Raw genomic sequence first — 26,414 nt, forward strand, 5'->3', positions numbered from 1 at the left:
TCTTGCTAGACATGTGATATGTAAATAATCATGCCAACAAAGCCGATGGAATGAGGTTCCATGTAATGACGACTTTGTTTCCGGTAAAAACCGGACGCTACTCCCCTTTGGTGGGATTAAGAATATTTAGATTACTTATATCATAATCAACAGACCCCTGATTGTCAACAGGTGACTTTTTATCTCCACCCATTGATTAAGCCGTTGGTGTTTCTGTTTTTCTTTTTCTTCGTTTCAGCCACACGTAGAGAACAAACAATAAGAGCATACCAATTCCAATCGGCAATACATATGGTTCTAAAATGGTTCCAACCTCTTGCCAGTTCTCCCCAAGGACAAATCCTAGATACACATATACAAATGTAATTGGCGTAATCGCCAAAAACGTATACAGGCAAAAAACCCACACATTCATCTTCGCAATCCCACACGGAATGGAAATAAGGGTTCTGACCCCTGGAATAAACCGGCCACTAAACGCAACAAATCCGCCATGTTTTTCAAAAAAGGCATCCGATTTATCAAGTGACTCAGGTTTCACAAAGAAATATTTCCCATATTTATTTAAAAAGGGTCTCCCTCCATAACGCCCTAACCAGTACAAGGTCAAGGGGCCTGCAACACCGCCAATAGAACCGGCAGCCACAACACCGATGAAGGCCATGTCCCCTTTTGAAACCCAGTAACCTGCAAGAGGCAACACCACTTCAGCAGGAACAAATTCAATGCATAATGCAAGAAAGATGCCGAAGTACGACAAATTCTTAAAGGCATCAGCTAATGAAATAATAAAATCTTCGATGTTTATCAATCCCTTTCACACATAATCAGTTTGACAGGCTATGCTTACAAATCGTACCGTGCCACCTATTAAACGAATAAAAAAACAAAAATGATTCACTTTTCTTCGTTTTTTTACATTAAATTTGATTTTACTATAAAAAATGTTCAAAAAAAATGCTAAATACCCTTTTTAAGTAAAGGAAAAGTGAACACAGGCGCCACTTGATCCGATATATTAAGTATATGTCTGTTTTTAGATACAGGAGGTTTTCTTACATGACACATTTAACAGGAAGCTACAACGGATGGCTTGTCTTTCTGTCAGTCGCTGTCGCCGCTGTCGCCTCCTACTCAGCTCTTCAATTAGCCAGCCGGGTGATCCAGTCGAGCGGCGCAAAGAAAAGAGTATGGTTGATCGTTGGTGCGATGATCATGGGGATGGGAATATGGTCAATGCATTTTATTGGCATGATGGCGTTTCACCTACGCTCTGGTATCACATATGAAACACCCTTACTCATTTTATCGATTTTGGCCTCTTTTATCGGTTCTTTCATTGCATTTTCAATATGTATTCAGCAACAACTTTCTACAAGACGACTTTTGATTAGTTCGATCACGATGGGCTCAGCTATTTGCAGCATGCACTACCTCGGATTGGAATCAATGGCGAATGTCACCATCAGCTATGACCCTGTTCTCTTTTTTCTTTCGTTTTTTATTGGTGGGCTCGCTTCATTCTTTTCATTACACCTTTTTTTCCGGCTCCATCGCTCTGAGAAAAGGCGGGGAGATCAGCTGTTAAAAATAGCGGGTGCACTGATGATGGGCGGTGCTGTTGCGGGCATGCATTACACAGGCATGGCGTCTTCGACGATGTTTTTTCATTCAGATGGTCATGCCGCTGCGGGTGGTTCTCTTGAAATGTCACCATTTAGCCTGTCCATTTTCATCGGCCTGATGACGCTTATCGTCCAATCACTTATGATTTTCGGCGCCTATATTGATCACCGGATTATGTCACAATCCGATCAGCTAAAAGAAAATGAACAGCGGTTCCAATCACTGATCAAACATAATATAGATGGGATTATCGTGTTATCTGTTGATCGAAAAGTGATATCTGCGAATGACCCAGGCAAACACATTTTGAAAATGTGCAATTCTTGGATTGGTGATGATGTGAGTCAATACGTCATGCCGACTGAGATGTGGGAAGACTTTATTGATCAATCAAAAAAAGCAATTACGCGTGAAGCAGAACTGAAAGCAGCAGATCGTTTTTATTATTATCATGTTACATACATACCCGTACACGTCAACCATACACTTGACAGCATTTATCTCGTTTTAAAGGATTTAACCCAGCAGAAGATTGCTGAAAAAGAAATTCATGTGATGGCACATTATGATGCACTAACTGAACTGCCCAACCGTCGTCATGGAATTAATCATTTAAATGATGTTTTATCCGCTCAAGAAGAGACAAAAACGTCAACGGCAGTTCTTTTTCTTGATTTAAATCGGTTTAAAATTATTAATGATGCCCTTGGTCATAACATAGGCGATCTGCTGTTGAAAGCCGCCGCAAACAGATTAACCAAATGTTTGCCTGACAATGGCTTTATTGCAAGAATTGGCGGGGATGAATTTTTAATGATCTTTCCTCACCTGGAGCATGGTACACATAAAATTGAACAGCTTTCGAAAAACATCATTCGCCAATTTGAACGACCTTTTTTCATTCAAAACCATCAGCTCATTACATCCATTAGTATTGGAATCGCCATCTCTCCGCAAAACGGAAAGAATGGCATGGAATTGATGAGAAAAGCAGATATGGCCATGTACTTATCAAAGAAACATAAACAAAGCCGCTATGAATTCTTTACTGAATCTATGGAGAGATTGAGTGAGGACAGACTTAATCGCGAACTGGAGCTACGAGATGCCATTCAAAGAAAGCAGTTTGTGCTTCATTATCAGCCGCAAATCAGCGCCAAAACAAGGCAAATGACAGGTGTTGAAGCCCTTTTAAGAATGAAAGCACCAGACGGTTCTCTAAAATCACCAGAGGCTTTCATTGAACTTGCTGAAGAATCGGGCCTGATTATCGATATTGGAAGGTGGGTCATTGACACGGCATGTCAGCAGGCAAAATTGTGGTATGACAAGCAATTGAAAATCCCTGTAGCGGTCAATTTATCTGCTAAGCAGTTTAACTCTGAAGACTTAATTGATTTGATCAAACTAACGCTAAAAAAATACGACCTTCAACCATCACTTCTTGAGCTTGAAGTGACAGAAAGCATGACAATGGATAACATCAAGCAGTCAAAACAAGTACTGACATCTCTAAAACAACTTGGCGTCCGTATTAGTATTGATGATTTTGGTACAGGCCATAGCTCTTTAAGCTATTTGAAGGATTTGCCGATTCACCGTCTGAAAATTGATAAATCATTTATCGAGGATATTTTGAGTGATTCAAAGTCTGAGCAAATCACAGGGGCTATTATTGCAATGGGGCACCAGCTATCTCTAGAAGTCATTGCTGAAGGTGTTGAAACTTTTGCACAAGCACAACTTTTATCTACGCAGGGCTGTGACGATCTACAAGGCTTTTATTATGCCAAGCCACTTCCAGCTAGTGATATTGAAAAATTTATCGCCTATCCTGCTCATCAGCTGGATACATAAAAAAAGGTGCCAACCATGGCACCTTTTCGTTTTATCTAAATAACAAATGCTGACTGTGAATACCTGCTTTTTTCAGCAGACTAATCAATTGCTCCTGTTCTTCACGCGAAAGACCAGAAAACGCCCGCGCAATTCGAAGAGAATGGATTGGATAAATTTTATCCAGATAACTGCGCCCTTTATCCGTTAAATGGGCATAAACTGACCGTTTATCCTTTGGGTCCTGTTCTCTTTCAATGAAACCATTTCGTTCTAACTTGTCAATTACGTACGTCACATTCCCGCTGACAAGCAGGAGTCTTGAGCCGATTTGCTGAAGTTTTTGAGCACCTCTCGTATACAGTAATTCGAGAACGGCAAATTCAGTTGGATTGAATCCATGCTCCTTGCTGTCTCTAATACTGTGTTCGGAAACGCTTTTAAATGCTCTTGCAAAAACTTTGTAAAGCGTCATTGAACGTTCTACTTCTTCTTCATTAAACGATAGTCTCATCACATATCTACCTCTTATAATATTTTTTTAACTTCAAGGCTTTCTTGCGGTGCAGTTGGAGCCTTTCGTAAAAAATAGAAGTACGTTTTTGAAAACCCTTTCAACCACATAAGTGACTCCATTCGTGTTATGTATAAGATTTCGATATAAACTTTTAAAATCCTTCTTATTTTTCACAATCATCTCGAAAAAAAGCTTTTCCAGCAAACCATCATGTTACGACAAATTTTAACATAATCTGTAAAGGCTCTATATTTTCTTACATTTGATTCGTCAAATTTCTACAAAATTCAATATTGCTATAATATTAAACACGCAAAAAAAGAACCCTTCATGTGACAGGGCACATGATAAGGGATGTTAAAGATAGCGATCGGTTTTGTTGAAAAAGAAATGATACTCTTTTTTTAAGTCACTAATTGTCATGTTCTTGGTCATATCAGGGCTATACACCCCAAGTGAGCAAAGCTGCTTCGTATAATAATGTCTTTCTTTCGCTAAAGCTTCTTTTAGCCGCACGACATCTCCCCTCCTATCAATGGATATGGATCGGGTGCTTATGAGGACTTTTTATACAAATCATTTTGTACGGCTCTAAGAAGAGCATGTGCATTCTGACCCGCAGCCTGCATAAACTGCTCCAGCAGTTCATCCCTCTTCACATCTAATGCGATGATTTCTTTTGCCATACGGATGATCTGTGTTTTCTCCATCAAGTGCGCCTCCTCCTCATTTTTTCTTTTTATTATCATATGTTCACGTGATATGATTTGCACGTTATATGTTAATTTTCCTTCCATTGTTTTTCACTTTTTTCATTTTTGTGTTATATTATCTAACAAACGTTAGGTTTTTTTACTGACTTTTCGATATAATACGAAGAAAAGACTTGCAGGGGTGAGGATATGACGCAGGAAGATGTATCTTATAAAGATAAAAAAGTCATTTCAATCGGGATTGTCAGTGAATTAACAGGGCTTTCCGTCAGGCAAATCCGATATTATGAGGAACGGAAACTCATCTACCCCCAGCGCTCAACAAGAGGCACACGGAAATACTCTTTTTCTGATGTAGAACGTTTAATGGATATCGCCAATAAACGGGAAGATGGTGTGCAGACAGCGGAAATTTTAAAAGACATGAAGAAAAAAGAACAGGCATTAAAAAGCGGACAATATAAGAAAAAAATGCTGGAAGGTCAAATTAATGCACACTTCCGGTACAAAAATCGATGAACTAAATAAAAATCGCTTACTTGGCAAAATAGACTTAGCATCTGATCGACCTGAATATGAAACGATGAAAGCACAAACCGATTCTTGCTGAAGAGTTTATTTCAGGTAGTGAAAGCAAATGCGTTACAGCTCATCTGAATCATTGAAGCAACAAAACGAGGCAGCAATTGCAGCCTCGTTATTAGCTAAAACAACCATTCAACTATTTATCACCTAAGATACTTGATCTTTAACGATTTAGTTTTTCAAATTTGTTCAGGAATCGAAACAGTTCGTTCATTGAGCACATTCCCCGTGTTTAGCGTCGTTTTGGGTTCAATTAAGAGCAAGTGAACTTCTTCTTCAGCAATTGGCTGATGTTCAACTCCTTTTGGAATCACAAGAAATTCTCCTTCATTAAGCGTTATTTCCCTATCCCTAAAACGGATGACTAGATTGCCTTTCCACACAAAAAACATTTCATCCTCATCATCATGGTGATGCCAAATGAATTCACCCTTCATTTTCACCATTTTCATGTATGAGTCGTTCAACTCTCCACTTATTCTAGGATTCCAATAATCATTTATTTGCGAAAATTTTTCTTCGATATTTACCTTTGAAATCAATCGATTCCCCTCCTTATTAAATGGAAACGTCTGTTTTAATTGCCACAGCTAAAAAATTCTCATTTTCTCCTCTCGATCAGATAAAAGGGACGCAATGAGCATCAACCTCTTCTATCATTCAGTTTACATACTTCATTGGATCACGTAAAATCAAAAAATAGCATATAGATCATCACAATTTGTGATGCAAAAAAGGAGAGTTAGTTTGGATATTAAATCTTTGGAAGTATTTAAAGCCGTTGCCATTGAACAAAGCATCACAAAAGCTGCTCAAAAATTAAATTATGTGCAGTCCAATGTCACCGCAAGAATCCAACGTCTTGAACAAGAGTTAGGTGTACCTCTTCTCTATCGATATCATAAAAAAATATCTTTAACGCCTGCAGGACGTGAACTGCTGCCCTATGTAAATAAATTACTATACGATTACGAAGAAGCGATAGAAGCAGTAAAGCTTTCCTCTACTCCGCGGGGATCTTTACACATTGGATCTATAGAGTCCACCGCATCTACAAGATTGCCCAGCATTTTCACAGAATATCACAAAAAATTTCCACAAGTAGAATTGAGCTTGTATATGGCACCTACAGTCGATCAAGTTAGCGCTATCCTCAACTACAAAGTAGACGGCGCCTTGGTAGATGGGCCAATTCTTCATCCAGAAATCATCGAGTATCCTGTATTGGAAGAATCCCTCGTTCTCATTACAAGCTACTCCACGGAGCAATTCCAGGTAGAATCTATTTTACATGAGCCGTTGCTCTCGTCATTCGCCCATTGTATTTATTTAGGACGATGGCAAAAGTGGCTAGAGAACAATGGCTATCCTCCTATGAAGGTCATGGAATATGGTACGTTAGAGGGCGTCCTTAAATGTGTTGAAAGCGGGCTGGGAGTGACCGTATTACCAAAATCTATGGTTGAATCTCGGGGAGAAGGCAAATTTACCTGTCATCCATTACCAGAACCACATCGAATCGTTCCCACTGTGTTGATCAGGCGACGTGATTCGTACATGACCAGTGCCCTGTCACAATTTATGGAGTTAATGGGCATCACGAATAAGTGATCTGAGACAGATCATTGTTTTCATTAATAAGAACATGTGTGATAAAAAAGAGGATAGATAGAGCGACATTCTTTCAGCTCTTCTATCCTTTTACATTATCTCAACTTATGCCAAGCATATGAACGATTCTTTTTATTTAGATGAAGCGTCTGTTCCTTCAACAACCCCTACAAAGTCAATCCGTACGCCGCCTTTTTCAGGATCTTCTTTCACCCGAAAGGCAAGCGCCTTTTTTTCTCCAGTGTTTGCATCTTTATAATTTGCATGAAAGACGTGGATGCTGGCTTCTTCCAATTGAAAATCTTCATAAGAAAGCGTCTCAATTCCCCATTCCTTTTTCGATTTAAGAATGTCATTTGGGCTTGGGATTGCGCCTTCGACATAGACATTGTCCATTTTTCGTTTATTTCCTTCAGTTATCGCTTCAAGCATATGCTCTGATGCCACCAGTCTTCTGTCTTTCCCCTCGTCTTCTCTTGAACATGCACTTAGCAAAGCAATGCACATGAAAATGAATAAAAGCTTCTTCATTTTTCTCTCCCACCTTCTCCTTAAAATGTAAAGGATGGAAGCGCTATATGCAATCTTTATTCAATAAAGACTGTAAAACGTTACATTTTACAGTCTTTTGACTACATCAGTGTATGAAGAAATGCTGTTGCAATTCCAAAATAGATGAGTAAGGATAAAATATCATTCAATGTTGTGATCAGCGGTCCAGATGCAATGGCTGGGTCGACGTTTAATCTGTGTAAAATAATCGGCACGACCGTACCTGCCATTGTCCCAATAATCAGTGTTGCAAGAAGCGAGGAACCAACAACAAAACCTAAAATCATATTGCCCTGCCATACCATGGCAACGACCGTAATAATGATTGAACAAACAATCCCAATATAAATACTTGTTCTCAGCTCTCTGAAAATCAAGCGCATAATGGTTTTTTTCGTTAATTCTTCTTTTGACAATCCTCTAATGACAACCGCTAGAGACTGTGTCCCTGTATTCCCTGTCATACCTGCAATCATCGGCATGAAGAATGCTAAAGCAACGACTTGCTGCAGGGTATCTTCAAAATAATTTAAGATACTACCTGAAATCAGCCCAATGAATAAGAGCAAAATGAGCCATGGAAGACGGCGGTATGCCGCCACAAATGCCGGTGTGTCGAACGTGATATCTTTACCAGAGGCAGCAAACTTTTCATAGTCTTCTCCTGCCTCTTGAATCACAACATCAATGATATCATCGACTGTCACAATTCCGACTAAGACATTGTTCTCTTCTACAACAGGGATGGCAAGGAAATCATATCGTTCAATGAGCTTTGCGATTTCTTCCTGGTCTTGAAAGGCACCAACGGCAATGACTCTTGTAAACATAAGATCCTGCACTTTTTCATCTGGTTCACCTAAAATAAGATCCCTGTATGAGAGTACCCCTACAAGCTGTTTTTGATCATTTATGACATATAAGTAGTTGATCGATTCGGCAATTTCAGCAAAGCTTTTCAGCTTCACCACGGCATCTTGAACCGTATAATGCTGCGGAATCCAAACGTACCGATTGGTCATGATCCGGCCTGCTGTCTCAGCAGGGTAATTCATGAGAAGCTGGACGGCCTTGGATTCCTCTGCTTCCATGTTAGATAAAAGCTGATCCTTCAGCTCATCCTCCATCTCATCAAACAAGTTGGCTAGATCATCGTTATCCATTTTGTTTGTGACGAAGGTGGCTTTGTCTTTCCCTACTTTTTCAAGAACAATCTCTTGATATTCCCGCTCCAGTTCACCCATCATTTCCGTCACGTCATCGACTGTTAAAAAGCTGAGAAAGCGGCCGCGGTGTTTTTCTGGAAGCTCCTTGAATAAGTAGGCCATATCATAAGGCTGAAGTTCTTCCATAATGTTTTTAAATTCTTTACGTTTTCCATCTCTTAGTAAAATAATGATGCGTAAAATGAGTTCATCGTACGTAATGTTCTGTATCATCGCTGTTACCTCCCCAAAATCAGGAGATACCCGAATCCCTTAGATTGTGCGGGGGTCAGGATCTCCTCTATCTGATGTGTCAATCTGATCTTTTGACATACTCTCTATGTGTCTCGAATCGGGATGATCCATCCCCACACCTCCTTTTCTCATAAAAAAGCACCTTCAACCGAATGAAGGCGCTTTGTAAGCATGACAAATAAACACTTGCTCCTTCAATCGTAGAGCTTTAGCACTGTATGGCATAGGATTCATCCAGCTGCATTAAAAATCACCTTATGTCGATGATTCCTGTTGACCCATTGGCGTCTTTGGACATTTTTGGGCAGCAGCGTATCTCCATACAGGAGCCTCACCTAACGAAGTCTCATATTGTTGACACACTGAGATTACAGAAAAAGCGCAATGATGTCAATAAGCAAGATGCCAAGTTTCCTGATGTATTCGCTTTCTTTTCAAAAAAAGAGCGATCGACAAGTTGACCATCGCCCTTTCATGTCTTTTATTCTTCTTCCGGCTGATTCATATCCTCTTGGGAGAGGAGATGAAAGGAATCATGCAAAAACAAAGCATATCCTTCTCCATCAGGATGGGGAACATATTCCGCACGATCCATCGTCTGTTCTTCTTCTTTTTTCTTCATCATATTCTCTCGCCTCCTTTCCAGTAGTTTGTCCCAATGAAAAAACCTTACACATAAAAGTGTAAGGTTCATTTATACCTTAATCGTCCCATTCTTGCTTGAGGATTTTGCCTGTTTTAGCGGAAATCTCAAAATCAACTTCTTCGCCGCTTGGTGTCGTAATTTCAATTTCATACAAGTACACACCATTTTCTTTATCTAATTCTGAATCTGTGACTGTTCCTTTTACTTTTGCAAGGGCAATTTGTTCAGCCTGTTTTTTGGTGATTTTTACATTTTGTTTCTTTTCTTTGACTGGATCATTGAGCGCTTTGCCTGTTTTGGCATCGACATATACTTTATATTCAAAGCCGCCTTTTTTAATCTCGACCTCATATACCCATTTTCCTTTTTTACGCTCAAGATCTACATCATCTACATAGCCTTTCACAACTTTTAATGCTGCTTTTTCAGCCTGTTTCTTTGAGACAAATGAAGATTTCTTTTGCACCACTTGTTCGGCATTTGCCGTTTGATTTGTATTTTGCGCTTGAAGGGTGAAACCACCTGCGACAAGGGCTCCTGTGAATGCTGTAGCGACTAGTACTTTTTTTATCATATTTCATTCCTCCTCTGTTTGATTTCTCCTTTATCTTAAAAAAACAAGATGATAAAGGAAGGAAAGGAACATGAGAAAATCATGAGAAAATGATTAGTTTTCGTACGTAATACCTTCAATATCTCCTGTATAGGCATTCACTAACACCTCTGCCTCTCTTCCATCCGGCAAATCGAGCTCTACCTCAAACACGAGCATTCCGCTAAAAGTTTCAAGATCTGCATCATCCACTGTGCCGCCCACTTCTTTTACGGCAATCTGAATGGCTTCTTCTACCGTTATTTTTGTCAGCTTCTTTTCTTTAGAGGTTGGCTTTTTCTTTTCTGCTTCAATCACCTTGAACGTGTCTTTCTCAACATCCACTTGATACAGTTCTTTTTTTGATTGAATCGTAAAGATAAAGCGATCCGATTTTTCTTTCTTTTGAATCACAGTACCCTTCACTTTTTTCACTGCCACTTCTTCTGCTTGAAGTTCGGCATTTTTCTCATTTGGTTTTTGATAGCTCTTTAACTGTTTCATCTCTTTCATTTGACCGCTTGAGGAAGATGCAATGATTTGATAGATGCCATTTGAATTTTCAAGCGTCAATGTATAGTCCTGTTTATGATTGATCAAATCAATATTTGTGATGTTTCCATTGTAGTCTTTTGCTATGATTTTTTTAATGTCTGCTTCGCTTAATATTTTTTTGTCAATGGTTTGAATCATGAGCATTGCAAAGGCCGCAAGAATGAAAAGACATCCTGCGAGCGTAAGCAGCATTTTCAGTTTTCTAGACATGCAGCGCCTCCTTCCTATTTCCTATTTTATAAGGAGGAAATGAGAAATTGATGAGAAAAGACCTACTTATTTCTGAAAAAGAATGGTCATCACGGTTCCTTCGCCAATACGGCTGTCTACCTTTAGCTCAGCCCCATGCTCTTCAGCAATTTGCTTCGCAATTGACAGGCCAAGCCCAGTCCCACCCGTCTCACTGTTTCTCGCTTCATCCACACGGAAAAAGCGGTCAAAGATTTTCGGCAGATCCTCTTCTTTTATGCCAATTCCTTTGTCAACAACCGAAATAAACGGTTTCTCTCCTGCTCGTCCGCAGTTCACATCAACTGGCTCTGCACTATATTTAACCGCATTATCAATCAAGATGGTCAAAAGCTGTTTGATCTTCTCTTCGTCTCCTTCAGCAATCACAGGCTGATCTGTTTGTATATGAGTAAGGATGGTTCGATTGGTTGCCACTTCAAGTGTATGGCCGACTTGGCTACACAATTGACCAAGATCAACTGGCTTCATGTCCAAGTAAAGCGGCTGCCCATTTTTCGCCAGTGTGAGTAGTTGATCTGTCAGCCTTTTCATTTTTTTTGCCTCATCATGAATGGCTTGAGAGGATTCTTCTACGACCTCTGGCCGGCTTTGCCCCCAGCGTTTTAGTAAATTGCTGTAGCTCATGATGACGGTAATGGGTGTTTTCAATTCATGAGAAGCATCGTGTAAAAATTGCTGCTCTTTCTCATAATGTTTCTCGAGAATTTCGGCCATTTCATTAAAGGTTTGACCCATTTGATACAGTTCATCCTTTGAATCGCCTGTTAATTCAATTCGTTTAAATGCCTTTTCTCTCATACTTGCTTTCATCGTATTGGTCATTCTACTAATTGGGCGGACAATTTGTTTCGTTAAAATGTGGCCTGCAAAATAAGAAAGCACAATAAACAAAACGCCAGTAGTGATTAAAATCATTTTTAATAACGCCAAGTTCTCTTCTGTATTTTCAATTTCTTCATATACTTGCAGCGACACAATGTCCCCATTTGTCCAAATGACAGGGATAGCCGCGAACGCAATCATCTGCTTATTGTATTCTTGAATTTCTGCTGTCTGACCAGATTCGTATGTAAAAGGAAGTGAGCTGAACGTAGATTCCTTCGTGACGGTCAGCTTTGATTCACCTTTCTCTGTGACGACACGGATCATACCATTTTGAGGCAGATACGCTTTCAGAAGCTCTGAAGATGGAAGGCCCTCTTCTTCTGACTTCTTTAGTGCAATCGCAATATTTTCAGCTACTTCCGACAGTCTGGACATATCTTTTTGCGTCAAGGTCATTGAAAAAATAAAATAAATCGCTGTATGAAACAGTAGCACCATTAAAAACAAGGACAACGATGTATAAAGCTGGATCTTATTTTTTAATCTCATGCTTTATCCTTTCATCACATAACCCACACCTCTCACTGTGTGAATCAATTGTTTTTCAAACGGGTAATCGATTTTTTTCCTTAAATAGCGAATATAGACATCAACCACGTTCGTGTCACCAAAATAATCAAAACCCCAAACAGCTGTTAAAAGCTGATCTCTTGTGAGCACTTGCTGCTGATGTTTCAATAAATGAACAAGCAAGTCATATTCTCTCGGTGTCAGCTCAAGCGTCTGATCGCCTCTTTGAATTTCTCTTGTTTTCTCATTCACCGTTAAATCTGCAATACTTAGCTCAATTTCCTTTTCCTCTTGCGCATTGTGATTGAACCTCAGCTGTGCACGAATTCGCGCTAATAATTCTTCTATGTCAAAGGGTTTTGTAATATAATCGTTTGCCCCAAGATCAAGACCGCTGACCTTATCGGGAACACTTCCTCTTGCGGTAATCAAAATGATCGGTGTTGCCGTATTTGTCTTTCGAACCCTTCTAAGCACTTCAAGTCCGCTTAATTCTGGAAGCATGACATCTAGAAGCACTAAATCAAAACTCTCCTCCTCGAGCGCCTGGAGCCCTTTCATCCCTGTATCTTGGACTGAGACCTCATATCCTTCATATTCAAGTTCTAATGACAGCACTCTTGCAATTTTCTTTTCATCTTCGACCACGAGTATCTTCCCTTTGTTCATCTCTATCTCTCCTATCTGAAAGGCAAGCTTGTCTTTCCATTATTATATGTTGCCTTTCTCCATTGGAACAGTCACAATCTTCATATCTTATTTTTCATGAATGAGGAATTGTTATGTAATATGGTTGATTTTTATTTTCAGCTGATCCTTTCACATTACACAAATCAACAAAAAAAGCCTCTTTTCTGAGGCTGGTCCCCTACTTCTTTTTAGGTTGACTGACAAAAAGCTCATCTACAGTCGTATTCAAAACAGAGGCGATGTCAAAGGCTAATTGTAAAGTAGGGTCGTACTTATCGTTTTCAATGGCATTGATGGTTTGTCTCGAGACCTTACACCGTTTAGCAAGTTCTTCTTGGGATAATTTAATGGATTTCCTTAGTTCTCTTATATGATTTTGCAATTTAATCACCATATTTTTTTCTGTATATGAGTAATGTAACTAAATATATGACCGAAATTACAGTTAGGAACATGATGGGAGAAATCCCAACCCCCTTATCAGAATTGTTCCCTTGAGTCGTTAAAAATATAGACTTTGCGACTTCTAATAAAAGCATACCGATGACCACCATAAATGCATACGATTGAGCTTTTGAGTAGATAAATCTCTTTCTTTCATCACCCTTTTGAATCATAGGCGCGATAAAGATGAACAGTCCGACCACTAATAAGATGACTGAATACACAACTTTTACAACATCCAACGGTTAGTCCCCTCCCAATCAAAATGTCAAATACTTTTTACATTTCAATCATATCATCCACTTAAAAAATGTCAAATACTTTTTACATTCTATATTCTTTCGATCATTATAATGAAAAAACAATCATCCGCACATGGCATGTACCTTTTTCTTTTCTGTCATCATCTATCTTTTTATATGATTGCTTTTTCGCTCTGCCTTTTTTAGTTCTTTTCACCCATTTTCATCTATACAGGTGCAAGCTCACTATGCAGCATTTCCTTCTTTTTCATATGATACTAAGAGTTTTCCTCAAAAGGTGACTTCTTTCGGCAAGATATGAGGAGAACTGCACAATGAATAATTATTTGATTATTTGAAAAATTATTACAATTGACCCTTTCCGATCAAACATTTGTTTTATACAATAACATTACGCAACCTGAATCTACTTTGAAAACAAAATAAGGAGGGCTTTCTTATGAAAGGTGAAATTCGCTTAATTCCGTATGAAGTAAAAGCCAATGTGATGGAAGCGAAAGAGACGCCGGAAAGTATTCAGGAGATTAAAGCACCCGAACTTTGGTCAAGTGGCTTCAAAGGAAAAGGCATAACCATTGCTGTCCTTGATACAGGTTGCGACACGGAGCATCCCGATTTAAAAGATCAGATTATCGGAGGAAAAAACTTTACCGATGATGACAATGGAGATGCTGAGAATGTAAAAGACTACAACGGACATGGTACCCATGTATCAGGAACGATTGCGGCAACGGATCAAAATGGCGGCATTTTAGGTGTTGCACCTGAAGCCAAGCTGTTGATCGTAAAAGTTCTTGGAGGGAAAAATGGCAGCGGGAAATACGAATGGATTATCAACGGCATTAATTATGCGGTTGAACAGAAGGTTGATATCATTTCCATGTCTCTCGGTGGGCCAAGCAATGAACCAGAACTGCAAAAGGCCATCCAACATGCGGTAAGCAGCGGTGTGCTTGTTGTCTGCGCAGCAGGAAATGAAGGTGACGGAGACGAGCGTACTGAAGAGTTCTCCTACCCAGCTGCATACAACGAGGTCATTGCCGTCGGCTCTGTCTCTCTTGCAAGAGAATCCTCTGAATTCTCCAATGCGAATAAAGAAATCGACCTCGTCGCTCCAGGTGAAGACATTTTATCCACTCTCCCTAACCATAAATACGGAAGACTAACAGGTACTTCCATGGCTGCCCCTCATGTGAGCGGGGCACTCGCCATTATTAAAAATGCCGAAGAAGAAGCGTTCCAGCGTAAGCTGACAGAACCTGAGGTATATGCTCAGCTCGTACGGAGAACCCTTCCGCTAAAACAATCGAAAACCCTTGTAGGAAACGGGTTTTTATATTTAACTGCACCAGGTGTGCTTCTTGAGAAAACATTGGAAGCAGAACTTTTGTCTCTATAGGTACATGTTAGGTCCTGAGAAAAGATAGAATTTTCTCAGGATTTTTTTAATTAAAATTATTCAAAATTTACTTTGACGAAATGAAGTGAACGTTATATAATCGAACACAATAAATTCATAGTTTGAGAGTCGGTAATTCGATCACACGTCGAATTTTAATTGGGAAGACCGGTGAAAATCCGGCGCGGTCCCGCCACTGTAAGTGAGGAGAGCTTTTCGTTAATAATCCACTGTCATGAGGATGGGAAGGATGAAAAGCTTGCAGATTCGCGAGCCAGGATACCAGCCGCTCTATCACATCAAACCCCCTACGGTTGATAGGAGATGTCGGAAAAGCGTTCGTCATTGATACTTACGCCTTCTTTCGCACACACATTTTGTCTTTTTAAACCAGACATTTGCCCTCATCAATCTTGATCATGAGTGTGAGTGTCTTTTTATATTTAGAGGAGGAATTGGAATTGACAATTGTTAAAACAAGTAATCTAGGTTTCCCGCGAATTGGTTTAAACAGAGAATGGAAAAAAGCACTTGAGTCTTATTGGAAAGGTCAAACTGACCGAGAAACCCTCTTAAGCACACTCGATGAACAATTTTTAGCCGCTATTAAAACTCAAATTGATCAACAAATTGACGTTGTTCCTTCTGGAGACTTTACCTTCTATGATCACGTGCTGGATACTGCCGTTATGTTCAATTGGATTCCAGAGCGCTTCCGCAGCTTGAAAGACCCGCTAGATACATACTTTGCGATAGCAAGAGGAACAAAAGATGCTGTCTCAAGTGAAATGACAAAATGGTTTAATACAAACTATCACTACATCGTTCCAGAATATGAAAAAAGCACAGAATTCAAACTCACACATAACAAACCGCTTGAAGCATACGAAAAGGTGAAAAAAGCGTTTGGTGTTGAAACAAAACCTGTCGTCCTTGGTCTTTATACATTTGTTTCTCTTTCTAAAGGCTATGAAGCCAATGAAGTGAAAGAGATTCAGCAGCGCCTAGTGCCGCTTTATACTCAGTTGTTAAAAGAGCTTGAAGAAGCCGGTGTAAAATGGGTTCAAATTGATGAGCCTGCTTTAGTCACAGCTTCAAGTGAAGACGTGAAAGCAGTAAAAGCCATCTATCAAACGATTAAAGAAGCTGTACCTGCCTTAAACGTTCTCCTTCAAACATACTTTGACTCAGTAGATGCCTATGAAGAGCTTGTCACGTATCCTGTTGAAGCCATCGGTCTTGATTTTGTCCATGATCAAGGACGAAACCTTGAACAAGTGAAAAAACACGGCTTCCCAAAAGATAAAATTTTAGCAGCCGGTATCATCGACGGCAGAAATATTTGGAGATCAGATCTAGGAGAAAGATTATCGTTTATTTCTGAAGTGATTGCTGACGTGCAGCCAAAAGAAGTATGGCTACAGCCTTCAAGTAGCCTGCTACATGTCCCAGTTGCAAAACATCCGAGCGAACAGCTTGAAGAAAAACTATTAAACGGACTTTCTTATGCCACTGAAAAGCTGGCTGAATTAACGCTATTAAAAGAAGGCTTATCAAAAGGAGCAGCTGCCATTGATGCAGACATCCATGCAGCAAATGAAGCACTTCAGACGTTAAAAGAATTCGCGAAAGGAACGAATGCGGACCTGACAGCAGAGCGCAACAGCCTTTCATCAAAAGATTTTAAACGTCCAGTTGCTTTTGAAGAACGACTACGCATTCAAAATGAATCTCTTGAACTGCCGCTTCTTCCAACCACAACAATCGGAAGCTTCCCTCAGTCAGCTGAGGTGCGCAGTGCTCGTCAAAAATGGCGCAAAAGTGAGTGGACAGATGCAGAGTATGATGAATTTATTAAAAAAGAAACAAAAAGATGGATTGATATTCAAGAAGAGATTGGCCTAGATGTACTCGTTCATGGAGAATTTGAACGTACAGACATGGTTGAATACTTCGGTGAAAAACTTGCTGGATTTGCCTTTACAAAATTCGCTTGGGTTCAATCTTATGGATCACGCTGCGTGAAGCCGCCGATCATTTATGGAGATGTAGAATTTACAGAGCCAATGACAGTGAAAGAAACGGTTTACGCTCAAAGCTTAACGGAGAAAAAAGTCAAAGGAATGCTGACAGGGCCTGTCACGATCTTAAACTGGTCTTTCCCAAGAACAGATATCTCTCGTAAAGACATTGCCTTCCAAATCGCTTTTGCTTTACGCAAAGAGGTAGAAGCGTTAGAAGCAGCGGGTATTCAAGTGATTCAAGTGGATGAACCTGCGCTAAGAGAAGGTCTTCCTTTAAAAGAGAGTGATTGGGCAACATACTTAAACTGGGCAGCAGAGTCATTCCGTCTATCGACATCGTCTGTTCAAAATGAAACGCAAATTCATACACATATGTGCTACAGCAACTTCGAGGATATTGTTGATACGATTGAAGACCTTGATGCAGACGTGATTACGATTGAGCATTCACGCAGTCATGGCGGGTTCCTCGATTATTTAGAAAAACACCCGTATTTGAAAGGTCTTGGACTTGGGGTATATGACATCCACAGCCCGCGCGTTCCATCTGTTGAAGAAATGAGTAAAATCATTGATGATGCACTGAACGTATGTCCGACAGATCGCTTCTGGGTCAACCCTGACTGTGGACTGAAAACAAGACAAGAACCTGAAACCATTGCTGCTTTGAAAAACATGGTGACAGCTGCTGAAGTCGCTCGTAAAAAGCTAGCGCAGCACGCATAATGGACTCACTCTTCCCCTGCTGAACATTTGGCAGGGGTTTTTTATCCGTAAATTGTCCTGTTCGATCTCCTCCTACAATGATTCCTTTTCTATCATGATTCGTTTATACTAGAGAAGTCAGTCGAACAAAGGGAGGAAGACAATGAATCACGAAGCTTTTTTACAACGCGCAATTGATCTTGCAGTAGAAGGAGTAAATAGTGGCACAGGCGGCCCTTTTGGAGCGGTCATTGTCAAAGACGGTCAGATTATTGCAGAGGGAAGCAACAATGTCACAACGAGTAATGATCCAACTGCACATGCAGAAGTGACTGCCATTCGAAAGGCTTGCCAAACACTACATACATATCAATTAGAAGACTGTATTTTGTATACAAGTTGTGAGCCTTGTCCAATGTGTCTTGGTGCTATCTATTGGGCTAGACCAAAGGCCGTATATTTTGCCGCTGGACACAAGGATGCAGCGACTTCTGGTTTTGATGACTCCTTTATTTATGAAGAAATCAATAAAGAATACGAATCAAGAAACATTCCATTTTACCAGCTGACCCTTCAAAAAACCCTTGCTCCATTTGAAGCATGGGACACATACGACAAAAAGAAAGAATATTAAAAAAGACACCTGCTCCACAGCAGGTGTCAGTAGATTGTTGAGAAAGGGCTAAATTTTAGCCCTTTTTTCTTTTCATGATTCCGCCACTTCAAGCTCTACTTCGATGTTTCCTCTTGTTGCTTTTGAATATGGACAGAATTCATGTGCAGCCTCAACAAGCTCTTTCGCTTTGTCATGGTCAAGCCCTTTAGCGGAAACAATCAGCTTCACACCAAGTTTAAAACCGCCATCACTTTCATCTTTTAATAGACTGACATGTCCTTCTACTTCTGATTCAATTTCGACACCTTGCTTCTTGGCGACTTGTTCAAGCGCCCCTCCGAAGCAGGCCGCATAACCCGCTGCAAATAATTGTTCAGGATTCGTACCAGTTTCTCCATCTTTCTTTGCGTTTGGCATCACAATGTTGTGGTCAAGCACACCATCATCAGAACGAACATGTCCTGCTCTTCCGTGCTTTGCTTTTACTTTTGCAGTAAATAATGGTTTCATCTTGATCTCCTCCTTCTTCTACTTATACCTTTCACGTTCTATTCGTTGCTCAAACATTTATGGCACATTGAAGAATTTTTCATTTTTAGTCTGTATTTATTTTAAAAAGGAAGAAAATCTTATACAATGATAAGTATGACAAAAAATAGTTGGTGACAGATATGACAAATGAATTTGAACATATGAAGCTGGAAAATCAGCTTTGTTTCTTGTTATATGCAAGTTCAAGAGAAATGACGAAGCAGTATAAACCATTATTAGAAGAGTTAAATATCACATACCCGCAATATTTGGCACTACTTTTGTTATGGGAGCATGGGACATTAAATGTGAAAACAATGGGAGAGCTTTTATATTTAGACTCCGGTACACTCACACCTATGCTAAAACGAATGGAACAAAATGGACTCATCATCCGCGAACGTTCGAAAGAGGATGAGCGTTCGGTCCAAATTCGTTTAACAGAATACGGAGAAGCTTTACAAGAGAAGGCCACTTCGATTCCATTTCAAATGCTGTCTGGAACAGGCAGATCAGAAGAAGAGCTGAAAACACTTCGCGCTTCTTTACATGAGCTTTTGCAAAAATTAACACAATCAAAAGGCTGAGGGAATATTCCCTCAGCCTTTTGATGTCTATTATTGAGCGACAGCTACTAATTCTACTTCAATGTTTCCTTGCGTTGCTTTTGAGTATGGGCAAACGCCGTGTGCTTTATGAACAAGTTCATCAAGTGCAGATTGCTCAATGCCAGTTCCTTTTACTTCTAATTTGACACCTAATTTGAAACCGCCGTCTGAACTGTCTTTGACTAAGCTTACATGTGCCGTTACTTCACTTTCAAAACGGATACGCTCTTGTCTTGCGACCATTTGAAGGGCTGAATCAAAACATGCAGAATAGCCCGCTGCGAATAATTGCTCTGGATTCGTTGCTTTCTCAAGCTTTTTCGCTCTTGGCGTTCCTGGCATTGCTACATCATGCTCTAGTACACCATCTGTTGACACAACCTTACCTTCTCTTCCTCCTACAGCTGATACCGTTGCAGTAAATAAAACTTCTGACATGAATATAACCCTCTTTCGCTCTATTAATGTTTTCTACAATTGAATTGTACACAATCTAAATTCAAGAGTCAATGAAAAACACTCACTTTCATCTTTCCTCCATTTTTTATTTTTATGAATGTGCAACCTACGATGATTGAAGCGGTCAATAAAAAAAGCCCTTTAAAAAGGGCTTTTTAGATCGTGATATGCTGCGGATTCGGTTTTTCTAGCGTATGGTTTCTGTTATCGGGGTCGGCATTAGGTGATGTGATCCATAATGCCAAGATCGTGATGCTTGTACAGACGACTGCCCATTTTTTAAAATTCATATAAACAATCCCCTCTCTGAATATAGATACGAGCATGTTCCGCTTCCCCATAGAACATGGAAGATTTTTCATAATCCTCCATTTCATTATAATACTTTGCGGTGTCTAAAGCCAGCTCTTCTATATCTGGATATGCATAGGAAGATTCTAAAAAATGGAAAATTCGTTTAATATGCTCTGCATCTTGTCGTAAGTACAACGCTTCTAAAAAAATGGTCTTCTGAATATGAATGTCATCCTGCAGAGCTTCTGCTCGTTTCATACATTCTTCTCTGTAATATAATGCTTCATTGTTTTTACCTTGTTTGTATAAGATCTGAGCGGCTGTATAAAGAGGGTCTATCGATCGACGAAGATGATCAGATTGGTTTTGATCAAATAATGAGATGGATTCTTTCATTAAGTCGAGTGCGCGGTTCAAGTCTCCCATTCTGTAATAGCTGTTGCCCATATTAAACAAAGAAGAAGCAATAAAACGCACATTCTGAAAGTCTCTTGACCTTGCAAGTGCTCTTTCGAGATGTGGCAATGCCTTTTCATGCCTTCTCATATCATCATAATTACCGGCTACAATAAATTCACACTGAATGGTACGAAGCGCATATAGTTCGTGCTGAATATAGACATCCAGCGCTAGTTTGGCATGGTGCATCGAAATGTGTGTTTGTTTCATGTGATAATATATTTCTGACATTTTAAAATGAAATTCTGCACGTTCAATATCGTCGGATACAAAAGAAAGCTTGTGCTCTGCCTTTTGATAGGACGATATGGCAGCAATGTACTCTCTCCGGCCGAACTCATACATGCCTCTGAAGAAATGATAGTAATATTCAAGCATGCCTGTGACATGCGTTTGATGCTCATCTATTTCTTTCGAAAGCTCGGAAAAGTTGGCGCGAAGCTTTCCTTCCTTTAATGGCTTTAAATAATCGAGCATGACCTCATGCCTGAATTCCATTAAAGAAAAATAGAGAAGCAAATTCTGATCTTCTTCCATTGAATCAAGAGAGGTGCGAATTTCCTGCTTTAACTGTTCTGCTTGTTCTGAATCAAATCTGCGGATTAATTCATACCACTTGTTGATTTTCACTCCAATATCCGAAGAGGGAATGATTTTCGCCATACGTTGCCTTCTCCAATCTTCTCAAAATATAAAACATTACCATATTTTATCATACTTGACCGAAGAAATACAAAAATGAAAGGAAAAAGAGAGCCTTGTGCGATAAGACTCTCTTTTGGATTGGTTATTCTCTTATTTGTCCTTGCCCACGAATGACAAATTTTTCAGAGGTTAGGGCTGGCAGACCCATTGGTCCTCTAGCATGCAACTTTTGTGTGCTAATGCCGATTTCCGCTCCGTAGCCAAATTCAAAGCCATCTGTAAACCGGGTGGATGCATTATGATACACAGCGGCAGCATCAACGGCTGTTAAGAAAAGTGCCGCATGCTGCTCGTTTTCCGTAATGATCGCTTCAGAATGCTTAGAGCTATACATTTGAATATGCTGTATCGCCTCTTCCATGGTCTTTACGGTTTTAATACTGACAATCGGCGCTAAAAATTCCGTTTCAAAATCAGTGGTCGTCGCTAAAGTGGCACTCGGTGCAAGTGCACATACTGCTTCATCGCCCCGTATCTCTACACCATGTGTCTGAAGTGCTTCAAAGAGCGAAGCGCCATGTTCTTGTGCCCATGTTTCATGAATGACAATGCTCTCAATGGCATTACAAACAGATGGTCTTTGTGTTTTCGCATTCAGAACAATTTGTTCAGCCATTTCTTTTTGAGCTGTTTCATCAATGTAAATATGACAATTCCCTGCACCCGTCTCAAGTACTGGAACAGTAGACTCTCTCACAACAAGATCAATTAAATGTTTCCCTCCACGTGGAATCAGGACATCTAGATAGTCATTTAAAGTGAACAGGGTTTTAGCCGTCTCACGGCCTGTATCTTCAATCAATTGTACACTGTCTACTGGAATATCCGTTGGTTGCAGCGCTTCGTGAATGACTTTCACAATCGCTTTATTACTATGAATGGCCGATGAACTTCCTCGAAGAATCACAGCATTTCCAGTTTTCAAGCAAAGAGTGGCCGCATCGACTGTCACGTTTGGTCTTGCTTCGTAAATCATCCCAACCGTTCCAAGAGGCACACGTACTTTTTCAATGAGAAGCCCGTTTTCTTTTTGAATGGTCTCTAATGTTTCACCAATTGGGTCTTTGAGCTGAATGAGTTGATGCGTAGCGTCTGCAATCGCTTCAATTCTCTCTTCTGTTAATGTAATTCTGTCGATCACAGATGGCGTGAACTCTTTGTCTATAGCCGCCTGAACATCTTTTTGGTTTTCGGCAATTAAATAAGCTGAAGATGCTTTTAATGCTTTTGCAATAGCGTCTAATGCAGCATTCTTTTGTTCAGTTGTTTTTAATAGCAGCTGATCTTTGGCTGCGCTTGCCTTTTTTGCTTTTTCTAGAACTTCATTCATCGTTTTCCCTCCTCAGTTTTGTACGTGCTGAACCCAGTGATCTCGGTGAATGACTTCAGGTTTTTCATGAGAAAGCTCATGACTTCGCATCCCTTTAATGCCAAGAAGCTCATCTGAATCATACAATGTTTGTCCTTTACCGACTAACCCGTTTGGACCAACAACTTCGACGACCTCTCCTTTAGAAAATTCACCAGCCACATCAATGACACCAGCTGGAAGAAGACTTCTTCCATTATGCAAAATCGCCGCCTCTGCACCCGCATCAATCATGATCTTCCCAGAGACTGGTGAGTGGAATTGAATCCATTGGCGACGGTTATTGACTGATGATAAGTCTTGTTCACCAATATATGTGCCGTCCCCTTGACCAGCGAGAATGTGAAGAAGCTTGTCTTCCCCTGTACCTGTGCCAATGAAGACTTTAACGCCAAGGGAGAGAGCTGTTTGTGCAGCTGAAAGCTTAGATTTCATCCCGCCTGTTCCAACCTTTGAACCCGTACTCTTCGCATATGAGAACAATTCATCTGAAATGTGAGTCAGCACATCAAACCGCTTCGCATCAGGATTCTCACTTGGATTGGCATCATAAATTCCGTTGATATCTGTTAAAATGATCAATTGGTCTGCATGAATTAAGCCACTGACCAGTGCTGATAACATGTCATTATCACCAAAGGTAAGCTCCTCGATGGACACAGAATCATTTTCATTAATGATCGGTAAAATTTTTCTTTCGAGCAGCTCCATCATCGTTGCGTAAGCATTTCGATATCTTGTACGATCTGAAAAGTCATTACGTGTTAAAAGCATTTGTGCAGGCGTCATCTGAAACTGTGAAAATAGTTCTGTATATTTCTGCATTAACAAGCCTTGACCAACAGCAGCAGCAGCCTGCTTCCCTTTTAAGGTCACAGGTCTTGACGGATATCCTAAACTGCCAAATCCCGCCGCAACGGCACCTGACGAAATGAGAATGATTTCATGTCCTGCCTCTTTTAGCTTTGCGATGGCTTTGACATGATCCTGCATTTTTTGTTCATCAATGGCTCCCTTTTGCTCTGTTAATGAACTGCTACCAATTTTTATGACGATCCTTTGCTTTTTCATCATTGATTCCCTCCGCTATACCTTTCACCACATAAAAAATCCCTTTTTCTCCTTATGTAAAGGACGAAAAAGGGATTTTCCGTGGTACCACCTTCATTGAATAAGCATACGTCTGCTTATTCCACTCAACTCCTGTAACGCCAGGCATGCGCTTAGATTTTTCCTCTAAGGCTCAAAGGGTAGGTTCAGCAGCTGTCTGCGGCAAATGTTTCAGCGTGTCATTTGCTCTCTTTACACAGCAGGTCCTGCTTACTATTCCTTCTCAACGCTCGTTAATTTTTTTATATTATCACCAATTGCTTCAGAAAAGTCAAGCGGTCAATTAAACACAATCGTTTTATTCTCATGGACAATGATTCGATCTTCTAGATGCCATTTGACAGCACGGGCAAGCACACTGCGCTCAATCGTGCGGCCAATATTTTTTAATGCCTCTGCATCATCTCTATGATCTACCCGCTCAATATCCTGTTCAATGATTGGCCCTTCGTCTAAATCATTGGTGACATAATGGGAAGTCGCGCCAATCAGTTTAACCCCTCGCTCATATGCACGCTTGTAAGGGTTAGCCCCTATAAAAGCCGGCAGGAAGGAATGATGAATATTAATGATTTTGTTCGGGTGCTGTTCAATAAAGGCTGGCGTCAAAATTTGCATGTATCTAGCAAGCACAACCGCATCAATATCATACTCTTCTAATAATGCAAGCTGTTGTTTTTCTGCATCTTGACGAATGTCTTTATTTGCCTTCACGAAGTGGAATGGAATGCCGAGTGCTTCGACTGTATCTTTTGCCGTTTCATGATTGCTGATGACAACCGCTATTTCAGCCATTAAATTACCGCTTTGCCATTCCCATAAAAGTTCATGTAAACAATGAAGCTCTTTGGACACAAAGATCGCTAGTTTTTTCAGATCACTTGCACGCGACATGCTCCACGTCATGTGAAATGATTGCGCAATTGGCTCAAAGCTGCTTTTCAGTTGATCTAAGTTGGCAGAAATGTCTTTCCAATCAAATTCAATTCTTAAAAAGAACCGGCCGCTCTCATGATCTGTTGTATATTGACTAGATTCAATGATGTTTGCTCCATGTTCAAATAAAAAAGTAGAAACAGCTGACACAATACCAGGCTGATCCGGGCAACTGACTAAAAGCCTTCCTTTTTGCTCATGCTTTTGTCTGTGTAATTCAAGTTTCTCTGTAATCAATGTTCTCATGTCTTATGACCTCATTTACGTTTTTCATTCTAATGAAATATTATACTGGACTGGAAAGAGAAAAAGCAATTAAGCGTCGTATTTTTTATTGAATATTCATTCAATTCTGCACCTAGCGTGATATAATATGAATAGACCTTTTATCACAAAAGGAGTGATGGAGATGAAAAACATGACTTTGTTTGGTAAAGTGAGCTTTTGGCTCGGCATCGTATGTCTCATCACGGGCATTTATCTATTTATGACCGGAGAAAGACTCATTCCTTTACTTACATTTGGTGTATGTTTTCTGCTTGTGAGTCAGCTTTACCGCAAAAATGAAAACGATTCCAATCATCCTTCGATGTAGCAAAAAGGCTGGCACATGTTTGCCAGCCTTTTCTTATTCAATGATTTTTAACCCGACCGCTGCTGATAAAATGAGTGCGATAAATAAAATACGTTTTGCGTCTTTCGACTCACCATAAAACAGCATCCCAACAATCGCTCCTCCAGCTGCTCCGATTCCTGTCCAAATCGCATACGCCGTTCCCATCGGAATTGTATTCATCGCAAGAGACAGCATCAGAAAGGATAGCGAAAATCCAGCTGCTATGAAGAAAATCCATTTGACATGGCGATCTTTCTGGAATTGATTCATCATGGTGACACAAAGCATTTCTAAGATGCCTGCCCCAATGAGTAAAAGCCAGCTCACGATTCAGCCTCCCCTTTCTTTTCACCTGTGGTCAATTTGAGTCCTAATACACCGCTTAAAAGGACCATGATCAAAAGTAATTTTACTAGCTGTACCGGCTCACCCATGACCATCCCTACTATGACCGTACCTGCTGTTCCAAGTCCGGTGAAAACGGCGTAAAGTGTGCCAACTGGAAGTACCGTCGTGGCTTTCAGGAGTAGATAAAAGCTGACGACAATACAAACGATGGTTGCGCTCCATTCCAATATAGAGTCAGCATATTTCAACCCCATTACCCAGCCGACTTCAAATACGGCTGCAATCAAAACGTTTCCCCATTTCATTCAATCTCTTCCTTTCTTACCGATTCCAAGCAATAAAAAAAGCCCGGAAATCGATCGTTTGATCAAATCTCCCGGGCTTTTATCCCTCCGTGTCCATACGGCCCATTCTTAGAGGACCCTATGTGTTTTCTCTCGGTCCAGACTGCGCTGCCGCACGGAACCCTAGAAAACCAATTCATGATAATCAGATCTA

General features: G+C 40.2%; 31 protein-coding genes, 4 riboswitches and 1 other annotated feature. Of the genes, 8 read left to right on the plus strand and 23 right to left on the minus strand.

All coding sequences use genetic code 11. From position 1 onward, the window contains the following. Window positions 1-7: 7 nt before the first annotated feature. Window positions 8-118, minus strand: a riboswitch (yybP-ykoY riboswitch). 78 nt (window positions 119-196) lie between these two features. Then, a complete protein-coding gene (locus FXF70_RS10030; RefSeq protein WP_007498772.1) occupies window positions 197-811 on the minus strand; it encodes a DedA family protein in 615 nt (204 codons plus the stop codon). A gap of 248 nt (window positions 812-1,059) precedes the next feature. On the opposite strand from FXF70_RS10030, the gene FXF70_RS10035 reads away from it, so the two are divergent. After that, entirely contained in the window at window positions 1,060-3,483 is a 2,424-nt protein-coding gene (locus FXF70_RS10035; protein ID WP_148780189.1) for a bifunctional diguanylate cyclase/phosphodiesterase, read from the plus strand. A gap of 31 nt (window positions 3,484-3,514) precedes the next feature. Here the strand turns inward: FXF70_RS10035 and FXF70_RS10040 are convergent, their stop codons facing one another. The 3 genes from FXF70_RS10040 to FXF70_RS19070 all read right to left on the minus strand — a co-directional run bounded on the left by FXF70_RS10040 (window position 3,515) and on the right by FXF70_RS19070 (window position 4,689). Continuing rightward, complete coding sequence (locus FXF70_RS10040; RefSeq protein ID WP_088004396.1) at window positions 3,515-3,979, minus strand: MarR family winged helix-turn-helix transcriptional regulator; 465 nt, start codon at window positions 3,977-3,979, stop codon at window positions 3,515-3,517. Window positions 3,980-4,336: 357 nt separating this feature from the next. Continuing rightward, window positions 4,337-4,495: a hypothetical protein gene (locus FXF70_RS10045; protein ID WP_035700511.1), complete on the minus strand. Its 159-nt coding sequence runs from the start codon at window positions 4,493-4,495 to the stop codon at window positions 4,337-4,339. Between the two features lie 38 nt (window positions 4,496-4,533). Next, complete coding sequence (locus FXF70_RS19070; protein WP_008346151.1) at window positions 4,534-4,689, minus strand: hypothetical protein; 156 nt, start codon at window positions 4,687-4,689, stop codon at window positions 4,534-4,536. Window positions 4,690-4,881: 192 nt separating this feature from the next. Here FXF70_RS19070 and FXF70_RS10050 point away from each other — a divergent pair, with 192 nt between their 5' ends. Then, window positions 4,882-5,211 carry a MerR family transcriptional regulator gene (locus FXF70_RS10050; RefSeq protein ID WP_007498778.1) on the plus strand — a complete coding sequence of 110 codons (330 nt, stop codon included), beginning with the start codon at window positions 4,882-4,884 and terminating at the stop codon, window positions 5,209-5,211. A gap of 245 nt (window positions 5,212-5,456) precedes the next feature. Here the strand turns inward: FXF70_RS10050 and FXF70_RS10055 are convergent, their stop codons facing one another. Then, window positions 5,457-5,819, minus strand: coding sequence for a cupin domain-containing protein (locus FXF70_RS10055; protein ID WP_108611584.1), 363 nt, complete (start codon window positions 5,817-5,819; stop codon window positions 5,457-5,459). A gap of 205 nt (window positions 5,820-6,024) precedes the next feature. On the opposite strand from FXF70_RS10055, the gene FXF70_RS10060 reads away from it, so the two are divergent. Beyond that, the gene (locus tag FXF70_RS10060; protein ID WP_025207232.1) at window positions 6,025-6,888 is read left to right on the plus strand and encodes a LysR family transcriptional regulator; all 864 of its coding nucleotides are present in this window, start codon (window positions 6,025-6,027) and stop codon (window positions 6,886-6,888) included. 132 nt (window positions 6,889-7,020) lie between these two features. Here FXF70_RS10060 and FXF70_RS10065 read toward each other — a convergent pair whose 3' ends face one another. The 9 genes from FXF70_RS10065 to FXF70_RS10105 form a co-directional block, all read right to left on the minus strand. After that, on the minus strand, window positions 7,021-7,419 hold the full coding sequence (locus FXF70_RS10065) for a hypothetical protein (protein ID WP_148780190.1): 399 nt from the start codon (window positions 7,417-7,419) through the stop codon (window positions 7,021-7,023). 101 nt (window positions 7,420-7,520) lie between these two features. Continuing rightward, window positions 7,521-8,879 (minus strand): magnesium transporter, encoded by a 1,359-nt coding sequence (gene mgtE / locus FXF70_RS10070; protein ID WP_007498785.1) that lies wholly within the window; start codon window positions 8,877-8,879, stop codon window positions 7,521-7,523. A 207-nt stretch (window positions 8,880-9,086) separates the two neighbouring features. Continuing rightward, a riboswitch (M-box (ykoK) riboswitch) is annotated at window positions 9,087-9,250 on the minus strand. Window positions 9,251-9,381: 131 nt separating this feature from the next. Next, entirely contained in the window at window positions 9,382-9,525 is a 144-nt protein-coding gene (locus FXF70_RS19075) for a hypothetical protein (RefSeq protein ID WP_008346168.1), read from the minus strand. Window positions 9,526-9,601: 76 nt separating this feature from the next. Then, window positions 9,602-10,120: a PepSY domain-containing protein gene (locus tag FXF70_RS10080; RefSeq protein ID WP_008346169.1), complete on the minus strand. Its 519-nt coding sequence runs from the start codon at window positions 10,118-10,120 to the stop codon at window positions 9,602-9,604. 93 nt (window positions 10,121-10,213) lie between these two features. After that, window positions 10,214-10,903: a PepSY domain-containing protein gene (locus FXF70_RS10085; RefSeq protein ID WP_060780998.1), complete on the minus strand. Its 690-nt coding sequence runs from the start codon at window positions 10,901-10,903 to the stop codon at window positions 10,214-10,216. Between the two features lie 66 nt (window positions 10,904-10,969). Beyond that, the gene (locus tag FXF70_RS10090; RefSeq protein ID WP_065460249.1) at window positions 10,970-12,319 is read right to left on the minus strand and encodes a sensor histidine kinase; all 1,350 of its coding nucleotides are present in this window, start codon (window positions 12,317-12,319) and stop codon (window positions 10,970-10,972) included. Between the two features lie 3 nt (window positions 12,320-12,322). Further along, window positions 12,323-13,009, minus strand: coding sequence for a response regulator transcription factor (locus FXF70_RS10095; RefSeq protein WP_148780191.1), 687 nt, complete (start codon window positions 13,007-13,009; stop codon window positions 12,323-12,325). A gap of 199 nt (window positions 13,010-13,208) precedes the next feature. Next, window positions 13,209-13,412 (minus strand): helix-turn-helix transcriptional regulator, encoded by a 204-nt coding sequence (locus tag FXF70_RS10100; protein ID WP_008346178.1) that lies wholly within the window; start codon window positions 13,410-13,412, stop codon window positions 13,209-13,211. Window position 13,413: 1 nt separating this feature from the next. Next, window positions 13,414-13,716, minus strand: a complete 303-nt coding sequence (locus FXF70_RS10105; RefSeq protein ID WP_148780192.1) for a hypothetical protein — start codon at window positions 13,714-13,716, stop codon at window positions 13,414-13,416. A 460-nt stretch (window positions 13,717-14,176) separates the two neighbouring features. On the opposite strand from FXF70_RS10105, the gene FXF70_RS10110 reads away from it, so the two are divergent. The 3 genes from FXF70_RS10110 (at window position 14,177) to guaD (ending at window position 18,499) form a co-directional block, all read left to right on the plus strand. Further along, window positions 14,177-15,136 (plus strand): S8 family peptidase, encoded by a 960-nt coding sequence (locus FXF70_RS10110; protein ID WP_148780193.1) that lies wholly within the window; start codon window positions 14,177-14,179, stop codon window positions 15,134-15,136. A gap of 112 nt (window positions 15,137-15,248) precedes the next feature. Next, a riboswitch (cobalamin riboswitch) is annotated at window positions 15,249-15,441 on the plus strand. 156 nt (window positions 15,442-15,597) lie between these two features. Further along, window positions 15,598-17,886 (plus strand): 5-methyltetrahydropteroyltriglutamate--homocysteine S-methyltransferase, encoded by a 2,289-nt coding sequence (gene metE / locus FXF70_RS10115; protein ID WP_148780194.1) that lies wholly within the window; start codon window positions 15,598-15,600, stop codon window positions 17,884-17,886. 142 nt (window positions 17,887-18,028) lie between these two features. Continuing rightward, the gene (guaD, locus tag FXF70_RS10120) at window positions 18,029-18,499 is read left to right on the plus strand and encodes a guanine deaminase (protein WP_008346184.1); all 471 of its coding nucleotides are present in this window, start codon (window positions 18,029-18,031) and stop codon (window positions 18,497-18,499) included. Between the two features lie 72 nt (window positions 18,500-18,571). Here guaD and ohrB read toward each other — a convergent pair whose 3' ends face one another. Continuing rightward, window positions 18,572-18,991: an organic hydroperoxide resistance protein OhrB gene (gene ohrB / locus FXF70_RS10125; protein WP_007498799.1), complete on the minus strand. Its 420-nt coding sequence runs from the start codon at window positions 18,989-18,991 to the stop codon at window positions 18,572-18,574. 161 nt (window positions 18,992-19,152) lie between these two features. Between ohrB and FXF70_RS10130 the strand changes: the two genes are divergently transcribed. Continuing rightward, window positions 19,153-19,599, plus strand: coding sequence for a MarR family winged helix-turn-helix transcriptional regulator (locus FXF70_RS10130; RefSeq protein ID WP_008346188.1), 447 nt, complete (start codon window positions 19,153-19,155; stop codon window positions 19,597-19,599). Window positions 19,600-19,629: 30 nt separating this feature from the next. Here the strand turns inward: FXF70_RS10130 and FXF70_RS10135 are convergent, their stop codons facing one another. From FXF70_RS10135 to purU, 6 genes are all read right to left on the minus strand, one after another. Further along, a complete protein-coding gene (locus FXF70_RS10135; protein ID WP_017367099.1) occupies window positions 19,630-20,058 on the minus strand; it encodes an organic hydroperoxide resistance protein in 429 nt (142 codons plus the stop codon). 176 nt (window positions 20,059-20,234) lie between these two features. Continuing rightward, entirely contained in the window at window positions 20,235-20,369 is a 135-nt protein-coding gene (locus tag FXF70_RS10140; RefSeq protein ID WP_008346190.1) for a hypothetical protein, read from the minus strand. Then, window positions 20,359-21,495, minus strand: coding sequence for a response regulator aspartate phosphatase (locus FXF70_RS10145; RefSeq protein ID WP_008346192.1), 1,137 nt, complete (start codon window positions 21,493-21,495; stop codon window positions 20,359-20,361). The genes FXF70_RS10140 and FXF70_RS10145 overlap by 11 nt, the downstream gene beginning before the upstream one ends. A 124-nt stretch (window positions 21,496-21,619) precedes the next feature. Beyond that, window positions 21,620-22,867 (minus strand): glutamate-5-semialdehyde dehydrogenase, encoded by a 1,248-nt coding sequence (locus FXF70_RS10150; protein ID WP_148780195.1) that lies wholly within the window; start codon window positions 22,865-22,867, stop codon window positions 21,620-21,622. A 12-nt stretch (window positions 22,868-22,879) separates the two neighbouring features. Then, window positions 22,880-23,977, minus strand: a complete 1,098-nt coding sequence (gene proB, locus FXF70_RS10155; protein ID WP_035392650.1) for a glutamate 5-kinase — start codon at window positions 23,975-23,977, stop codon at window positions 22,880-22,882. Window positions 23,978-24,033: 56 nt separating this feature from the next. Then, window positions 24,034-24,252, minus strand: a binding site (T-box leader). Between the two features lie 43 nt (window positions 24,253-24,295). Next, window positions 24,296-25,198, minus strand: a complete 903-nt coding sequence (purU, locus tag FXF70_RS10160) for a formyltetrahydrofolate deformylase (protein ID WP_007498809.1) — start codon at window positions 25,196-25,198, stop codon at window positions 24,296-24,298. Between the two features lie 163 nt (window positions 25,199-25,361). Here purU and FXF70_RS10165 point away from each other — a divergent pair, with 163 nt between their 5' ends. Further along, complete coding sequence (locus FXF70_RS10165; RefSeq protein WP_008346199.1) at window positions 25,362-25,547, plus strand: hypothetical protein; 186 nt, start codon at window positions 25,362-25,364, stop codon at window positions 25,545-25,547. Window positions 25,548-25,580: 33 nt separating this feature from the next. Here FXF70_RS10165 and FXF70_RS10170 read toward each other — a convergent pair whose 3' ends face one another. Together FXF70_RS10170 and FXF70_RS10175 are read right to left on the minus strand one after the other, a co-directional pair. Then, window positions 25,581-25,895, minus strand: coding sequence for a DMT family transporter (locus FXF70_RS10170; protein ID WP_017359126.1), 315 nt, complete (start codon window positions 25,893-25,895; stop codon window positions 25,581-25,583). Beyond that, window positions 25,892-26,221 (minus strand): DMT family transporter, encoded by a 330-nt coding sequence (locus FXF70_RS10175; RefSeq protein ID WP_017367095.1) that lies wholly within the window; start codon window positions 26,219-26,221, stop codon window positions 25,892-25,894. Before FXF70_RS10175 ends, FXF70_RS10170 begins: the two co-directional genes overlap by 4 nt. 66 nt (window positions 26,222-26,287) lie before the next feature. After that, window positions 26,288-26,398, minus strand: a riboswitch (guanidine-I (ykkC/yxkD leader). Window positions 26,399-26,414: the final 16 nt, after the last annotated feature.

Source organism: Bacillus sp. Y3 (assembly GCF_008123875.1).
Lineage (GTDB): Bacteria > Bacillota > Bacilli > Bacillales > Bacillaceae > Bacillus > Bacillus altitudinis.

Coding starts and splice junctions, on each gene's coding strand:
- ohrB (WP_007498799.1), bottom strand. CDS start 18,991: ATGAAACCATTATTTACTGCAAAAGTAAAAGCAAAGCACGGAAGAGCA.
- mgtE (WP_007498785.1), bottom strand. CDS start 8,879: ATGATACAGAACATTACGTACGATGAACTCATTTTACGCATCATTATT.
- FXF70_RS10165 (WP_008346199.1), top strand. CDS start 25,362: ATGAAAAACATGACTTTGTTTGGTAAAGTGAGCTTTTGGCTCGGCATC.
- FXF70_RS10135 (WP_017367099.1), bottom strand. CDS start 20,058: ATGTCAGAAGTTTTATTTACTGCAACGGTATCAGCTGTAGGAGGAAGA.
- FXF70_RS10050 (WP_007498778.1), top strand. CDS start 4,882: ATGACGCAGGAAGATGTATCTTATAAAGATAAAAAAGTCATTTCAATC.
- FXF70_RS10175 (WP_017367095.1), bottom strand. CDS start 26,221: ATGAAATGGGGAAACGTTTTGATTGCAGCCGTATTTGAAGTCGGCTGG.
- FXF70_RS10080 (WP_008346169.1), bottom strand. CDS start 10,120: ATGATAAAAAAAGTACTAGTCGCTACAGCATTCACAGGAGCCCTTGTC.
- proB (WP_035392650.1), bottom strand. CDS start 23,977: ATGAAAAAGCAAAGGATCGTCATAAAAATTGGTAGCAGTTCATTAACA.
- FXF70_RS10110 (WP_148780193.1), top strand. CDS start 14,177: ATGAAAGGTGAAATTCGCTTAATTCCGTATGAAGTAAAAGCCAATGTG.
- FXF70_RS19070 (WP_008346151.1), bottom strand. CDS start 4,689: ATGGAGAAAACACAGATCATCCGTATGGCAAAAGAAATCATCGCATTA.
- FXF70_RS10035 (WP_148780189.1), top strand. CDS start 1,060: ATGACACATTTAACAGGAAGCTACAACGGATGGCTTGTCTTTCTGTCA.
- guaD (WP_008346184.1), top strand. CDS start 18,029: ATGAATCACGAAGCTTTTTTACAACGCGCAATTGATCTTGCAGTAGAA.
- FXF70_RS10140 (WP_008346190.1), bottom strand. CDS start 20,369: ATGAATTTTAAAAAATGGGCAGTCGTCTGTACAAGCATCACGATCTTG.
- FXF70_RS10095 (WP_148780191.1), bottom strand. CDS start 13,009: ATGAACAAAGGGAAGATACTCGTGGTCGAAGATGAAAAGAAAATTGCA.
- FXF70_RS10130 (WP_008346188.1), top strand. CDS start 19,153: ATGACAAATGAATTTGAACATATGAAGCTGGAAAATCAGCTTTGTTTC.
- FXF70_RS10145 (WP_008346192.1), bottom strand. CDS start 21,495: ATGGCGAAAATCATTCCCTCTTCGGATATTGGAGTGAAAATCAACAAG.
- FXF70_RS10065 (WP_148780190.1), bottom strand. CDS start 7,419: ATGAAGAAGCTTTTATTCATTTTCATGTGCATTGCTTTGCTAAGTGCA.
- FXF70_RS19075 (WP_008346168.1), bottom strand. CDS start 9,525: ATGATGAAGAAAAAAGAAGAAGAACAGACGATGGATCGTGCGGAATAT.
- purU (WP_007498809.1), bottom strand. CDS start 25,198: ATGAGAACATTGATTACAGAGAAACTTGAATTACACAGACAAAAGCAT.
- FXF70_RS10150 (WP_148780195.1), bottom strand. CDS start 22,867: ATGAATGAAGTTCTAGAAAAAGCAAAAAAGGCAAGCGCAGCCAAAGAT.
- FXF70_RS10090 (WP_065460249.1), bottom strand. CDS start 12,319: ATGAGATTAAAAAATAAGATCCAGCTTTATACATCGTTGTCCTTGTTT.
- FXF70_RS10085 (WP_060780998.1), bottom strand. CDS start 10,903: ATGTCTAGAAAACTGAAAATGCTGCTTACGCTCGCAGGATGTCTTTTC.